The organism is Achromobacter sp. F4_2707 (assembly GCF_047501535.1).
Classification (GTDB): domain Bacteria; phylum Pseudomonadota; class Gammaproteobacteria; order Burkholderiales; family Burkholderiaceae_B; genus Yanghanlia.
This window is the reverse complement of record NZ_JAZDRJ010000012.1, coordinates 62,451-77,565: the sequence shown is the minus strand read 5'-3', so window position 1 is coordinate 77,565 and position 15,115 is coordinate 62,451. Positions and strand designations below refer to the sequence as shown.

Genomic DNA, 15,115 nt, shown 5'->3' with positions numbered 1-15,115 from the left:
AATCTTTACCCACAGACAGCAAGGTAAGAAAATGACTCAATCGGTTGATGGACAAACCTCCAGTCACATCGATCTCCCCCTGGATGGCGTGAAAGTTCTGGATCTCTCCCGCGTGTTTGCCGGCCCATTATGCGGCCAGGTTCTGGGTGATCTAGGCGCAGAAGTAGTAAAGGTCGAGCACCCTCAGCGTGGCGACGACACCCGCGACTGGGGCATGCGTATTGGCGGAACGGAAACCACATATTACTCAAGCATGAACCGCAACAAGCGGTCCATTACCCTGGATCTGCAATCCGACGAAGGTCGCCGCATTGTTCATGAATTGCTCCCCCAATTCGACGTTGTCATACAGAATTTCAAAACCGGTGGTGCCGACAAGCTGGGGCTGGGTTATGAAGAACTCAAGGCCATCAAACCCGATCTCATTTATTGCTCCATTTCTGGTTACAACAGCAGCGGCTCAGAAGCCAAGCGCCCGGGCTACGACTTGCTGATACAGGGCGAAGCCGGGCTGATGGCCTTAAACGGCGAAGCAGGCCAGTCGCCCTTGAAATTCGGTGTAGCCGTCGTAGACATGATGACCGGCATGTATGCCGCGCAAGCTGTGCTAGCGGCATTGTTCCGCCGAGAACGTACCGGAAAAGGCCGCCTGATCGAAATGGCGCTTTATGACTGCGGCATCATGGTCACCAGTTACTACGGCCTAGAAGCCCTTTTAATGGGCACGGACCCGGAACGTTACGGCAACGCACACCCTTCCATCGTGCCCTACGGCATGTTCGAGGCGGCCGATGGCCCGCTGTTGATTACTGTTGGCAACAACGCGCAGTTCGAAAAGTTTTGTCGGCAAGTCATCATGCGCCCGGATATTGTGGAAGACCCGCGCTATTGCACCAATGTTGAGCGTAAGAAAAATCGTCTGACACTGGTACCACTCATCACAGACGTTATTCGCGCTTTCCCACGGGAAACCCTGCTTGAACGTTTAACCGCCTGCGGCATCCCTTGCGGTAAAGTTGCGGGGTTGCACGAAGCGCTGACCAGCCCGCGCACCCGCGAAAGCGGCTTGCTGCAAACCATGCCACACGCCGTAGCGGGTTCCATCAATGTATATGCTCCGCCTTATCGCCTTGATAAGCAACGCTTACCCATACGCTACGCGCCCCCATCGCTGGGCGAAGGCACGCGTGAGGTTCTTCAAGACCTGCTGAAGCTATCCAATGATGAACTGCAGGCACTGCAAGACAAAGGTGTACTGACGTTGCCGCCAAAAACGGCCTGACTGCTTACAGCAGCCCTTTAGTCAACAAGCAAGCCCCGCCAGCAAATGTGAACTGAGCGGGGCTTTCTTGTGCTTAGTCTTCGCTGACCAGCTTAACGTTGCAGTATGCAAGCAAGCCTTCAATACCGCATTCGGAACCGAGACCGCTTTCCTTGATGCCGCCAAAAGGCGCTTCCGGCATGGAAATATGCAGGCTGTTGATGCCCAGCATACCTGCCTGAATACCACGGGACAGCTTGGAGCGTGTCAGGCTATCGCGGGTAAACGCATAGCTGGCAAGCCCGTACGGCAGGCGGTTGGCGTGCTCAATGGCCTCATCCACGGAATCTACCTTGCGCAGCAATGCCACCGGGCCGAATGGCTCTTCATTCATGATGCGCGCGGAATCCGGCACATTCTCAAGCACCGTGGGTTGCCAGAAAAAACCTGGGGTCTGACCCCGTTTTCCACCGCACGCGATGGTTGCTCCGTGCTCGACCGCATCCTGAATGAGCTCCTCCATGGCCTTGACCCGACGTGGGTTGGCCAGCGGCCCGACATCCACTTGTTCGTCCAGACCATCTCCCAGGCGTAGGGCCTGCACGCGTTGCACGAACTTCTCAGTGAATTCGTCGTAGACGTCACGATGAATATAAAACCGCGTAGGAGCGATACATACTTGCCCCGCATTGCGGAACTTGCCGGCCACCAGCATTGCAACTGCTTGATCGATGTCTGCATCTTCACACACGATTACCGGAGCATGGCCGCCGAGTTCCATGGTGGCGCGCTTGAGATCTTTCGCTGCCTGTTGCGCCAACAACTTGCCGACAACGGTTGAGCCTGTGAAGGAAAACTTGGCGACATCCTGGTGGGACAACAGATACGATGACACTTCCGCCGGAACGCCAAAGACGGCGTTAATGGCTCCGGGCGGCAGCCCCGCATCGTGCAACGCCCGCACCAGCTCAAGGCCTGTGGCAGGCGTTTCCTCAGCCAATTTAATGACTAGCGTGCAGCCTGCCGCCAGGGCGCCTGCCATCTTGCGCGCTGGCGTGATGGAAGGAAAGTTCCATGGCGTGAAAGCCACGCAAACGCCCACTGGCTGATGCATGACTGTAATACGTTGCTGAGGCGTCCTGCCTGGTACCACCCGCCCATAAGTGCGACGGCCTTCTTCGGCATACCAATCAAAGGTTTCCGCCGAAGCCAGTACTTCCATGCGTGCTTCTTTTCGGGTCTTGCCTTGTTCCAGCGTCATAATGCCCGCGATGGTATCGGCCCGTTCACGGATCAGATCGGCGGCCCGTCTCAGAATGGCGCCCCGTTCCAGCGCGGACATGTCGCTCCAGCTCTGGAAAGCAGCCCGAGCACTCACGACTGCGGCTTCCAGGTCGGCTTGCGTAGCATGAGGCAAGTCGCCTATTTTTTCCTCTGTGAGGGGGCTGATGACAGGCTCAATTTTGCGTGCCTGAGCCCCAACCCACTCTCCATTGATGTAGAGCTGCAAAACCGGATACTGCAGCTCCGTAGATGTTTTCTTCAACATGTCTCATCCTTATTAACAACCATGAACGGGGTTCGCCGTGAAGGCAAAACCGCACCGCCTAGTCTTTATAAGTGGCTTCAAGCACCCAGGCCAATCAGATTTACCGAACAGACTCTTCAAATGTTCAAAACCCGTGTTTACCCGCAACCACAACTTTCGGTGTACACGCCTGGGTGCCAAGAGAAAATGCTGCGGGTAGAATGAACGAGCAGTGAATTCAGGCAGTCGCCTGGAGCGGCACCTACAGGAGACTCACCCGTGAACACCCCTTCAACAAGCCGATGGTATTTCGGTTGGAATATTGTCGCAGCTTCTGCCATTCTTACTTTACTGACCGTCGGCCTGCGCATGAGCATCGGGCCGTTTTTTCTTCCCATCGCTGAAGACCTGGGTTTCAGTAGAAGCCTGCTGGCCAGTATTGTGGCCGTAGGTATGCTCTTTTATGGCATAGGCATGCCATTTGTGGGGCAAATGGTGAACAACTGGGGGACCCGCAACGTACTGCTGCTTGGCACAGTCATGATTATGGTTGCCATTATCTGGACAACCATGGCGACCGGCCCCATCAGCTTCATGCTGTCTTTCGGCATTTTGCTTTCATTGGGGCTGTCCTTTGTCAGCCCGGTGGCTTTTACCCCCATCATTGCACGCTGGTTCACCCGCCAGCGCGGCGCCGCTCTCTTTTTCCTGTCTACAGGCTCTATGGCAGGTATTGCGCTGGCAACGCCCGCACTGGGTTTCTCTATCCCTCAGTGGGGCTGGCGCGAAACCATGATCGGCTATGGCGTGGTCATGACCCTCATCACCATTCCGCTTGCGCTTTGGATCATGCGTGAGAACGCACCCGAAGGCACAGACACCCTGCCCGGCTCCACGCCTGCCACTCCCCCCGCAACCACCACTACGACACCACCCATGGCGTCTCTGTGCGTGGGCGATGCCGTGCGCAGTCGTCCCTTCTGGCAGGTCGTGCTGGGCTTGTTCGCCTGCGGGTACAGCATGAACTTGCTGGGCACGCACGGTGTACCCATGCTGGTGGATCACGGCTATGACTCACTGGTGGCCTCCTTCGGCATCGGCCTGATCGGGTTTGCCGCCATTTTCAGCACCATCGTGCTGGGCAGGATGTCCGATCGGCTGCCTCGTCGCAACCTTCTGGCCGCCATTTATTTCATTCGCGGCCTTGGGTTCTTCGGCTTGTTGCTAGTAGTCAGCCCCTTGCAGCTCTACACCGTCGCGCTCATCGGCGGTATTGTTTGGGCAGGTAGTATTGCGCTGTCGTCGGCGATTCTGGCCGACGTATACGGCATCCGCCTGGTCGGTGTGCTCTACGGCTGGACTTACCTCGGCCATCAAATCGGAGGCATGATCAGCTCCTGGTTAGGTGGCTGGGCCTACGAAACCTTCGGCACACACTGGATAGCGTTTGGCAGCACCGGCGTGCTGCTGTTCGTTGCAGGCTGGGTATCGTTACGCCTGCCTAAACCTGGCGAATTCACTGCACAGCCACGCACGGCCTGATATCTGCCGAGCAACAACTATCGACCAAACACTTTATCGCCTTACAGATCAGTCAACGCTTTTCAGGGAGACGCCGCACATGCATCCAACCGTTTCGGAACTTTATAGCCAACTGCGACTGCCAGTTATTTGTTCACCCATGTTCATCGTGTCCGGGCCGGAGCTGGTGATTGCTCAATGCGCCAATGGCGTAGTCGGTTCCATGCCTTCGCTGAACGCCCGACCGCAGGAACAGTTATCGCCATGGTTGACCAAAATCGAAACCGCGCTGGCAGACCTGCGTGCACGCGAGCCCGATCGCATCATCGCTCCCTATGCCATCAATCTCATCATCCATACTTCTAATGACCGTGTAGACAGCGACTTGGAAGTCTGCGCCGAGCACAAGGTGCCCATCATCATCACCAGCCTGAGCGCCCCGCACCGCGTCGTCGATGCCGCCCATAGCTGGGGAGGCAAGGTTTTTCATGACATCACAACCGTGCGCCACGCTGAAAAAGCGCTGGAAGGCGGAGTGGACGGCCTGATTCTGGTCACGGCAGGCGCTGGCGGCCATGCAGGCACCACCAACCCCATGGCGCTGGTGGGTGAGATCCGCCGTTTCTACGACGGCCCACTGATTCTGTCGGGCGCGATCTCCCGCGGCGACGATATCGCCGCAGCCCGGGCGATGGGTGCCGATTTCGCGTATATCGGTACACGCTTCATCGCTAGCGAGGAAGCAAACGCAGTGGAAGGCTACAAGCAGGCCATCCTCGACTCCAGCTCGAAAGACATTCTCTACACCCCCTTCTTTACCGGCATTCCCGGCAACTATCTAAAATCCAGCATCGCTGCTGCCGGGCTGGACCCAGAGAATCTTCCCACCGTCGACAAAAGCTCCGCCAACTTTGGTTCATCCCGCAAGAAAGCCTGGAAGGATATCTGGGGTGCCGGCCAAGGGGTGGGCAATATCGACTCTGTGCAGCCCGTGGCCGACATCGTCGCGCAAATGGAAAGCGAATACCGCGCCAGCCTGCAGCGCATGAACAGCGATCATTTCGCTCGTCAGGAGGCGGTGCTGTAATGATCCGTTCCGAATATCACAACCACGGCCTGGTGTTGACCATTGATCGAGCCGAGCAACGCAATGCCTTGAGTGTGGAAATGTATGGGCAATTGCAAGCCGGGCTGCAACAGGCGCACGACAACCCCGACTGTCACTCCGTCATTATCCGCGGCAGCGGGGGTGTGTTTACTGCAGGCAATGACCTCAAGGATTTCCAGCAACCCCGCCAAGGCGGCGATAGCGCCGGTTTATCGTTCCTGCGGACATTGATCAGTATCGATGTGCCGGTCATTGCCGCAGTCGAAGGCTACGCAATCGGTATTGGCGCCACCTTGCTGCAACACTGCGATTTCGTCTATGCCGACGACTCCGCTTTCTTCAGCCTGCCTTTTGTATCGATGGGGCTATGCCCTGAAGGCGGTTCCAGCCAGATCCTGGAGCGGATTGCGGGGCGCCGCAAGGCCAGCGAATGGCTGTTGTTGGGCGAGCGTTTCACCGCCCGCGAAGCCGCCGAGGCCGGGCTTCTGACCGCCTTATCGGAACCCGGCCAGACCATGGCCGACGCCCGAGCTACCGCCGCAAAGCTCGCAGAAAAGCCCGTTCAGGCGTTGCGCCTGACCAAGCGCATGCTGCGCGAACCGGGCCGTGCCGAACTCATGGCCGTTCTGGATAGCGAAAGAGAGTTGTTTCGCGAGCGCCTGAACTCTGAAGAAGCTCAACAAGTCTTCAGAAATTTCTTTGAACGCTCTAAAAAGTAAAGCACTTAGTCCTGCAGCCCTAACTCCAAGGGTTGTGGGGCTGCCCGCCCACTGCATTCAATAGCGCACATGCCACAACAAGCCTTCTACGGTTGGCGAATCGTCGCCTCTTGCCTAACCTTCGCCACCGTCAGTTGGTCGCTTGGCACATTCGGCATGGGCGTTTACATCTACGCTCTGACAGAAACGCGCGGCTTTTCCACCAGCACCGTTTCCACAGCCGTTACCCTGGCTTATATCACCAGCGCTCTTCTGATGGTCAGCGTCGGGCGCTTTATCTCCCGCCGAGGGCCGCATATCGTCATTGCTGGTGGCGTGTTAGCTCTGGCAACGGCAGTGGCCGTTATGCCGTATTGCGAACATGTCTGGCAGGTATATGCCGCGTTCCTGACCCTGGGCTTGGGCATCGCCTGCCTCTCCACCAACTCAATAGGCAGCACACTGGCCCCATGGTTTGACCGCCTGCAAGGGCGGGCCATCTCTACCGCCATGCTGGGCGCCAGCATTGGCGGCATGATTGGCACACCTTTGTTGATGGCCGGAATCGCGGCCTGGGGTTTTCAGACTACCGCTATAGCAGCTGCAGTCGCAGCGGTTCTGATTGTGCTACCGCTGGTGATATTCGTTCTGAAAAAGCGCCCAGAAGAAGTCGGCCAGTTGCCGGACGGCACCCCTCCCCCTTCACAGCACCAGGAGGCCTCGGCCGCCGCCCCTGTCACATGGACTTTGTCTCAAGCAGTGAAGACCCGGCAGTTCCGCAGCCATGTCGCAGCCTTCAGTCTGGGGCAAATGGTGCAGGTGGGTTTTCTCAGCCACCACGTGCCCATCGCCGTCCCCACGCTAGGCGCCCAAGGCGCGGCGGCAGCCGTATTTTCCGCTGCAGTCGCGGCATTCGTCGGCCGACTGGCCCTTGCGCGTTATGCCGACCAAGTCGATATTCGCAAAGTGGGCGCCGGCATCTTTCTTTTTGCTGCCGCATCGCTGATTGGAATGGCGGTGCTGCCCGGCGCATGGGCACTCATGGCGATGAGTATCTGTTTCGGTTTGACGGTGGGCAACATCACCACACTTTCACCTATGGTGATCCGACGCGAATTCGGTGCTGCTTCATTCGGCGTGGTATTCGGCATGGCCGCCACCCTGGTTCAAATTTCCATGGCCATGGGCCCCACCGTGTATGGTGTTCTGCGCGACCTTTCCGGCAGCTATGAGCTTGCCCTCGTGTTAGGCGCCATCGCTAACACAGCCGCCGCCATAGCGCTGGCGAAAGGCAGGCAAGCAGAACCTGCTTCGGCGATGCGGTAACCGGCAGGCACTCGGCCAATTCAGGGGTCGACCGGTCGAGCCGCACTGCATTAAAACAGTGGCCGCAACGACGCGGCCACTGCACAGAATTAGACGTTGAACAGCGATTGTGACTGCAAATCACTGAATAAACAGTTCGCCATGCTGCTCCGTTAAAAAATATACTCATGTTTGTACTCAAAAAACTCAGTAGTGAGTACGTTCACCCCTGATCTGGCGCCGTTGCGGCGGCTCGGATTCAACTTTCCAGACGCCTGCGACAGGTATCAATGGTGGATTTTATCTGCTGCGCCAACATCTGCCTGATCGGAACACGCTCAAATCGCTCACCCAATGAGCTTGCCTGCGGCAACATCCGCTCGATGACCTCTTCCGCCCGTTTCCTTGGGACGCCACCTTCCTCCGCCAGACGCAATAAATGCCGGCGTTCGATGGCAGCACCTTCGCCGCAAACGTCTAGGTGATGCTGGCCCATCGGGCCTTCGCTGAAGGTCAGGTCGAATGCCGGAGCCAGACGCCAGCGCCGGTCAGGCCCGAGACGCCACGCGAAATTCTTGGGGTGGTCGTCACGGTTGTGGAAGAGCACATTGAAGACGGCTCGCGCGTAGGCTTTCTCCACTTCGCGCTCGTCGCGCGTCAGGAAACGGGTAGCTCGCAGGAAGGCGGTGTAGTCGGTGGCACCGGGCAGGCGAAAATCCACCTGCAACAATCCAGCCAGACTGTGCACCGGGACGCGTTGCCCACCCTCTCGGTCGAAGCGCGCGACGCCGAAGGCGGCCAGTTCGGGGCCAAGGTCGAACCAGCGACTTTCGGGCACATCCAGTCCGCAATCCCGGGCCAGCTCGGCGTAGAGCTGCTCGATGGCGCAAACCTCCTTGTGTTCGTTCTGCGCCGGGAATTTGACCAGCCAGGGACTGCCGGGCGCATCCGGACGGGTGCTGACTTGCCCGGTCGTTGCGTCGTACTGCACCAAGGCCTTGGGTCGAACCCCTTGCGGTGAGCCGCCGGTGAGCGCGAGCTCGCGCAGGGCTGCCCCCGCCTCGCCCGCGAGCGCGAGACGGCTTTGCTCGGCCAGCGCCAGCAAGGACCAGTCGGGCTCCTGGGCAGCGGCGTCGCTTGCCGGAACGAAGCGCAACGCGCCCATCGCGCGCTCACCAATGAAGGCCAGGCGGTCCAGTGGCCCGGGATGGCGCAAGCCGTGTTGACGGAACAACCGATCCATCAGCATCAAACCCCAGCCGTCCGGCAGACTGTCGGCGATCAGGCCCGGAAGGCGATGCAAATGGGTTGGAAAACTTCCGTAGGCATCCGCACGCAGCTTGAGGTGCAAGGGCGACAGTTCCAAGCCCTGAGACAGAGCTTCGGGAGAATATTCGAAGAGCAGGGATTGACCATCATCGGCCAGGCGTCCCAACGGCCAGTCCTCACCCCAGCCGCAATAATGCACGGTCAGCAGCTTCATGATGCTCTCTTACGCGGCGCACGCTGGCGGCGGCTGGCAATGTCCGCCTGCTGCATCTGGGCGATGGATTGCCGTTTCAGCACAAAGAGATCGTCCAGCGCCTCCAGCAAGCCAAGCGCCTGCGCAACACGGACCAGCGTTTCCAGCGAGCACTGACCGTCGCTTTCGAGTTTGCGCACCGCTCCCAGCGACAGTCCGGCCATTTGCGCCAGTTCACGCTGCGTCAGCGATTGGGCCAGCCGCTGTTCCCGCAGACGAGCCCCCAGCACGTGCAGGATCTCAGCGGGAGTCGAGAGATGAAAAGTCACTTTTATAACTCTTAACGCGGAAAAAATTGCTTAAGTATCATTTTAATGTACTTTACTTGTTCTTGAAAGCAGATGGCTGCGATAGCTGCCGCGAGCGATCATGCGGTGACCATCGTAACGCTACCCCCCTGCAGCATTGGCCGGGGTGCCAATCGACTCGTTGGCATCAGCACACAACGTCCTCTTGGCGCTGGCGGAGCAGACAGCATCGGACGTGGGTGACGAAGAGCTGCTGGAAGGGCTGATGTTCCGTCTGACCGAAACATTAGGCAGTAATGTCACTTCAGCGCAGGGCTGGCAACAACTGGAGCAGGCGCTGAGGCGGTCCCTAGAGGCTGGCCTGGCCCCAGGTGACATTGCGAGCTTACTCAAAGGGCACCTACAGAACAGATAGCCAGACCGCTTCCTGTTCGAGCGCCAGTCCGGATTGGCGCATTTGTTCGGTTAACGGGCCCAGATAATCAGGCAACTGCAGAACAGCACTGGTGAACTCCCGAAGCGTATCCTGCCATAGCCGCTGGCTACCATAGCGTGCCAGTTTGCTTTGCCAGTCGGGCATCAGCCAGCATTCGCAAGTGTCACCAAGCTGCGCAAAGAGTCGCGCGAAATTGGCCAGCCCCACGCCGTCATAGTCCGGGAACAGTACGACACGGCTTGCACGCGGGCGCTGCCCCAGCCAGGCGAGAAGCCGGCCATCAAGCTGTCCGCCGTAGTACAGCAGGGTGGCTTGCGTTCCTACTGGCAGCCAATCCGTGCGGTCAAACAGCGCCTGGTTCTCCACCAGCCAGAGCGGCTGCCCGCTTTGCCAGGTGTCGCCAGTTTCAATGCGCAGGCTGGCAGCCCCGAAGTGGTGCGTGAGCTGGCTGAGTGGCAGTTCGCTCCCGTGTTCGCCTTGCCGCCAGAGAACCTTTTCGCCAACGGCCTTGAGCAAGGGGTAGTAGCACTCATGCTGATGATTGCGCGCTTTGCTGTCGCGCGCGTGGGCGATGTGTTGCGCCCGCAGCGGCAGGTCGTCCGTGGCCAGCATCCCGACTTGGGGGGAGAGTGCGCTCAGATGGATATCAAATAGTCGCGGATCGCTGACACGGTAAACATCCCCGCGCCCCTGACGCTGGCAGATTACCGCTCCTGTCTGCCGGGCAAAGCGATCCAGAGCGCTGCGCTGAGCGGCGGTGAAATGGCTGGCCGGCAGGGTTTGTTGGCCATGCAGCTTGAGCAAGGCTGCGCGCAAGGTTCGATCCATGCTCAGCCATCCAGCGGTTCGATGATCTGCCAGCTATGGCGGCTGATCTGGTTGCTGCCGTTGCGCGTGTGAATCGGCACGCAGTAGCGCACGGTCGTCAGCGGCGCGGGCGAGGCAAAAATCAACGAGAAGCCGAACTCCGCCGCCGTGTCGATCAGGCTGCGCTGATTGCGGGCGTCCAGGGCCAGTGCCTCGTCCAGATAGCAGATGCCCTGGATGGGGCGACGCTGATCCTGCATCAGATGCAGCATCGCCAGCCCCGTCACCAATTTGGCCATCAGCACGGTGCCATTGGAGGCGGCACTGTCGAGGTCATCGAAGGCTTCCGGCTCGCGATCTGCCTTGCCGACCCAGAAACGCAGGCGAAACAGGTCGGCCACCCGCAGGCCATGGCGGGCGTTACCCTCTTCGATCAGCAGGGTCTTGGCGCGATTGAGTTGATCATCGTCGAGTACGCTCTGCTGGTTGAACAGCTCGAAGGTTTCGCCACTGTCCACAGTGGCGGCGGTACTGATCAGCAGTTCGATGGCCTCGACCAGAATGGTTTCGTCTTCGGGTTCGATCTTGAACACGGCCAGATCGGAAAGTTGCCGGCCGCTGATCTTGCGGTTGAACTCGCGCATCCGGCGCTTGAAAGCAAACAGGCCGTCGCGCAGTTCGCGCAGGCAGGCGGCCACATTCACCACCGCCGAGCGCACTTTCTTTTCCAGGGCTTCGGCTTCCTGCGGCAGGTGATGGGCGAATTCAACGAGACGAACAATCTCGCTTTCCGGTTCGCCGACAAACTGATACTTGGTCAATCCGCCGCTATGGATTTCACCCAGCAGATGGCGGATCTGCTCATCCAGCTCCAGCAACTGGCGGCAGTCGACCTGATAGGTCTGCAGTCGCTCAGCCAGTTGCTCCAGCGCGAACTCGGGCTGGGCCAACCAAGGGCTGTGCGGCAGGTCGGCCAGCCAGGTGAAGGGGCCTTCGTGGTCGACTCGCTGATGACGGCGTTGCTCGATCTGCCGGTGTTGCTGCTGCAAGGCCGCCAAATCCTGTTGCCGCTGCTGCCGCTGCTGATCCAATGCGCGGTGCCGCTCTGCCGACTGCGCCAGACTGGCGCCGAGTTCGGCGAGCTTTTTCGCCAGTGTCTGCAGCCGCTCCTCGCGCTCGGCCTCACTTTGCCGCAAGTCCTGCATGTGCGCGTAGTCCCGCAACTCGGCATCCAGTTCGGCTAGTTGCTGCTCCAGCGCTTGGCGTTGCTGTTTGACGTTTTCCAGAGCCAGGGCGGTGGCCAATTGTTCTTGCAGCTGAGTCTGCTGTTGCTGCAACTCCTGCTGCAATTCGCTCAGTTCCGCCAGGGTCCGTTGCTGATACTGTGCCGGCAGGGCTTCCAGCCGCAGTTGCAGGCCAGGCAAATTGAATTGCCCGGCATTCGCATCGACCAAGGCCGCAAGCAGGGCCTTGCCATCAAGGCGGAAATCTTCGTTGCCCAGGGTCAGTACCGGCTTGGCCAGCACCTTGTTCAGCGCGTTGAGTTGTTCCGAAGATACGACACTGGCCAGTTGCTGATAGAGGTTCTGCCCCTGGGTGCGCAACTCCTGCGCCAGCTGCGCGGATTCCCGTTCGATCCGTGCCAGCTCGCGCTCGATGGCCGCTGGCGTGCGGCTCTGGGCCTGGCCGATCCTCACCACCAGCGCATCCCGTTGCGCCAGCAACTCGTGGCGGCGCGCCTCCAGCAGGGCGCGGTCGGGGATCAAGGCAAAACGCTGCTGCAAGGCGCGCAACTGTTCGCTTTGTTGGCCGAGCTGCTTTTGTTCCAACTCGCACTCTTTCTTCTCGCCAGCCGACTGCATATCCTGTTCGCGCAGGCGCTGCAGCTCGACATCGCACTGCGCCAACTCATGCTGCAAGGTTTGCTGGCGGGTCTCGTAATGCTGTTGCCACTGACCCAGTGCCGTGTCGATCAAGGGGCGCCAGCACAGCAATTTGCCGCGCAACACCAAGCGGGCCTCCTGCTTCTGTTCCAGTTCGCCCAGAGTGGCTTGCAGCCGCACAGCGGCCAGGTACTGGCTACGTTCGGCGTTGAGGTCGGCAAACGCCTTGTCCCATTCCGCCTTGAAGTCGATGCTGGCATCCGGCAGATCGCGCCGGAAAATCTGCAGCAGATAGTCCTTTACCTCGCTGGAGCGCAGTTTGTCCAGGCGCAGCGTGCGGGTCAGCACCCTCTGAAAAACGCTGGCATCACTGGCGTGCTCCAGCCGGAAAACGCAGAAATTCTGCTGGCTGGCGAGCTTGCGGCTGCGTCCGCCATAGATCATGTCGGCGAATTCGCTGCTGCTGTAGCTGAACACCCTGCGTTCGTGGCTCGCCAGATGGCTGGCCAGTTGCGGTTGTGCCACCAAGGTGCCATCCGGCAGGCAGAACTCCTCGACCTTCAGCGGCCCGGCATAGGCGAAATACTCGTACTCGAAGCTCACCCCTTTGCCCACGCAACCCAGCACGACGGTGCCGGACTCCGGCAGCGACACCTCCAGCAGCACATAGGCGCTGTTGTTGGGGAAATAGAAGCGCCGGCTCTTGTCCACATCGTGGGCACCAAAATCCATACGGCGGCGGTCGATGATCAGCAGAAACTGCAGGGCATTGATCAGGCTGGTTTTGCCGGTATTGTTGGGCGCTACCAGAGAGACCGCACCATCGAGCGGCAGCTCGGCACGCGAGTAGCCGGCGCTGCCCAGCAGGACCAGACGTTGGAACCCGTACTGCATCAGGTGTTCTCCTCGTCGTCTGGTGCATCCGCAGTCCAGTCTTCCGCTGCAGGCGTGCTCTCTTCGTCGCCATCGGTCTTGGCCGTCAATGCCAGGCTTTCGAAATGGTCGAGGTAGCGGCATACAGCGGGCAGCAGTCGCCAGCCCGCTGGCTCGGCCACGGCAAAGCCCAAGTTGCAGGCGCGGCCCATCAGCTCCACCAGGGCGTCGGGGTTGAGGCCCTCGGCATCCAGCAGGTCTTGCTGTTGCTTGTAAACCTCGGCCAGCCAGGCGCTGTCGATCAGCCAATCGGTAAAGCGCTGCAGGGCCTTGCCGGCGTTGGCCTGGGCATCGAAGATCACCATGAACAGCAAGGCCAGCTGGCGGCTGATTTTGCCGATGTTGCTGTTGGCCTCGCTGTTGTGAAACCAGGCAAAGCCCCTGGCATCCAGGCGCAGTTCGAACCCCAGCGCGGCAAACAAGCCGACATAGCTGGCCTCGTGCTGTTCCAGCTCCGCCCACAGCGCGGGCTCGGCCATTCGATTCAGGTGTTTGCCGGAGAGAAACAAGCGGAACAGCTCGGCCAATGCCGGCATTTGCGACAGGGCGGCTGCCAGAGCGTGTGGGATCGTCATTGCGGGATACTCACGCGGTGAGGGTGATGCAGGACGCGAATCGTCTGCAGCGTGGTTTTTTCAGGCTGGCTGGCTGCCTCGAACTGCCAGCCGGGCTCATGTTGCAGGTCATGGAATAGGCGCAGCAAGGTGGCATCCTGCAGGTGGGCGTAATGGCGGTGCAGCCAATCGAGCACATTTTCCACCGGCAAGCTGCGGGCCAGATGCGCACGAATAGCGGCTTCGTCCACCTGCTCCAGCAAGGGAGCGTCATCGCCAGGCTCATCCTTCGGAAAGGCCACCGCCTGCGGCTGGTATTGGTGCGCGGCAGCCATGACCGCCCGTACCTCATCGCCCAATTGCAATTTGAAACCGCGCTCATTGCGCCAGACGGGGAGTGCGGTCTCATCCGCCGGGCGCGACAGTGCGCGACGCAGGCCGCGTTTGCGCACCTGCCCCAACAGCAAGCTGATGGCACTGGTCAGTGCGTTGTGCTGACGCAGCTCTTCGCGCAGGGGCAGCAGTGTATCGGCGCACTGTTGCGCAACCAGCCGGCCAAAGCGCCGCAGCTCCTTGGCCTGGTGCGCCACCTGACGTAACTGCAAGCGATGCGAGTAGAGCGCACCCTGTACCGACAATTGCTCTAGGCTCAAGTCGAGCGCACGCTCCGCTTCTTCCAGATAGGGATAAAAGGTACCCTGCGAGCCGCTGTCCATCATCTGGTTCATCGGCTCCACATAATGATCGTAGGCTTCCAGCACCTCGCGGTAGCGCTGGCTGATCGGCATGCTGCTGTCGGCGCTTTTGGCGTTTTCCGCCAGCTCAAAGAGCGCGTGCCGGTCCTGATCGAGCTGCAGGCTGATCTGGCGGAAGAGTTCTGCCAGCTTGTTGGCGGCCCCGCGCACGCGATCCATGTCGGCCCCGAGCATCCCTTCATTGAGTGCTTCGGTGGCTTCACGGATCGCAGCAACACGAGCCTGCAGTACGGCAGCCAGGCCCAGCTCATGTTCACGGGTGAGGCCGCGCACGAACTCCAGCACATAGGCATTGAGCTGCAGATCGCTGCTGCGCGGCAAGGTTTGCAGGATGTCCGCATTGACCAGGGCACGCAGTACCGCGCCCTGCGTTTCGGCATCCCGTTGCCCGGATACCTTGGCAATGCCGTTCAATACCTGATCGCTGGTCAGCACGGCAAACTCGCGCGACAGCCGCACCAAAAGCTCCACGGTGTCCCAATGAGTGTAAAGCGCGTAGACCAGCGAGCGAGGGTTGGCCATGTCAGTTCAGTCTCCCACCACCGAGCAGGCATGC

Annotated in this window: 12 protein-coding genes; 5 read left to right on the top strand and 7 right to left on the bottom strand. The window is 59.7% G+C overall.

Going from position 1 to position 15,115, the window contains the following annotated elements:
• Positions 1-31: 31 nt before the first annotated feature.
• Positions 32-1,282 carry a CaiB/BaiF CoA transferase family protein gene (locus tag VRY85_RS12420; RefSeq protein WP_414598915.1) on the top strand — a complete coding sequence of 417 codons (1,251 nt, stop codon included), beginning with the start codon at positions 32-34 and terminating at the stop codon, positions 1,280-1,282.
• Positions 1,283-1,355: 73 nt separating this feature from the next.
• Here the strand turns inward: VRY85_RS12420 and VRY85_RS12415 are convergent, their stop codons facing one another.
• Positions 1,356-2,810 (bottom strand): NAD-dependent succinate-semialdehyde dehydrogenase, encoded by a 1,455-nt coding sequence (locus VRY85_RS12415; RefSeq protein ID WP_414598914.1) that lies wholly within the window; start codon positions 2,808-2,810, stop codon positions 1,356-1,358.
• Between the two features lie 258 nt (positions 2,811-3,068).
• Here VRY85_RS12415 and VRY85_RS12410 point away from each other — a divergent pair, with 258 nt between their 5' ends.
• From VRY85_RS12410 to VRY85_RS12395, 4 genes are all read left to right on the top strand, one after another.
• Positions 3,069-4,331 (top strand): MFS transporter, encoded by a 1,263-nt coding sequence (locus tag VRY85_RS12410; protein ID WP_414598913.1) that lies wholly within the window; start codon positions 3,069-3,071, stop codon positions 4,329-4,331.
• Positions 4,332-4,410: 79 nt separating this feature from the next.
• Positions 4,411-5,397 carry an NAD(P)H-dependent flavin oxidoreductase gene (locus VRY85_RS12405; RefSeq protein ID WP_414598912.1) on the top strand — a complete coding sequence of 329 codons (987 nt, stop codon included), beginning with the start codon at positions 4,411-4,413 and terminating at the stop codon, positions 5,395-5,397.
• Positions 5,397-6,137, top strand: a complete 741-nt coding sequence (locus tag VRY85_RS12400; protein ID WP_414598911.1) for an enoyl-CoA hydratase-related protein — start codon at positions 5,397-5,399, stop codon at positions 6,135-6,137. Before VRY85_RS12405 ends, VRY85_RS12400 begins: the two co-directional genes overlap by 1 nt.
• A 69-nt stretch (positions 6,138-6,206) precedes the next feature.
• Positions 6,207-7,442 carry an MFS transporter gene (locus VRY85_RS12395; protein WP_414598910.1) on the top strand — a complete coding sequence of 412 codons (1,236 nt, stop codon included), beginning with the start codon at positions 6,207-6,209 and terminating at the stop codon, positions 7,440-7,442.
• 238 nt (positions 7,443-7,680) lie between these two features.
• Here VRY85_RS12395 and VRY85_RS12390 read toward each other — a convergent pair whose 3' ends face one another.
• The 6 genes from VRY85_RS12390 to VRY85_RS12365 form a co-directional block, all read right to left on the bottom strand.
• The gene (locus VRY85_RS12390) at positions 7,681-8,904 is read right to left on the bottom strand and encodes a type II toxin-antitoxin system HipA family toxin (protein WP_414598909.1); all 1,224 of its coding nucleotides are present in this window, start codon (positions 8,902-8,904) and stop codon (positions 7,681-7,683) included.
• Positions 8,901-9,212, bottom strand: a complete 312-nt coding sequence (locus VRY85_RS12385) for a helix-turn-helix domain-containing protein (RefSeq protein ID WP_414598908.1) — start codon at positions 9,210-9,212, stop codon at positions 8,901-8,903. Before VRY85_RS12385 ends, VRY85_RS12390 begins: the two co-directional genes overlap by 4 nt.
• A 379-nt stretch (positions 9,213-9,591) precedes the next feature.
• Entirely contained in the window at positions 9,592-10,455 is an 864-nt protein-coding gene (locus tag VRY85_RS12380; RefSeq protein ID WP_414598907.1) for a hypothetical protein, read from the bottom strand.
• Positions 10,456-10,457: 2 nt separating this feature from the next.
• Positions 10,458-13,211 (bottom strand): hypothetical protein, encoded by a 2,754-nt coding sequence (locus VRY85_RS12375; RefSeq protein ID WP_414598906.1) that lies wholly within the window; start codon positions 13,209-13,211, stop codon positions 10,458-10,460.
• Positions 13,211-13,825 (bottom strand): condensin complex protein MksE, encoded by a 615-nt coding sequence (locus tag VRY85_RS12370; protein ID WP_414598905.1) that lies wholly within the window; start codon positions 13,823-13,825, stop codon positions 13,211-13,213. Before VRY85_RS12370 ends, VRY85_RS12375 begins: the two co-directional genes overlap by 1 nt.
• Positions 13,822-15,081 (bottom strand): hypothetical protein, encoded by a 1,260-nt coding sequence (locus tag VRY85_RS12365; RefSeq protein WP_414598904.1) that lies wholly within the window; start codon positions 15,079-15,081, stop codon positions 13,822-13,824. The genes VRY85_RS12370 and VRY85_RS12365 overlap by 4 nt, the downstream gene beginning before the upstream one ends.
• Positions 15,082-15,115 lie beyond the last annotated feature (34 nt).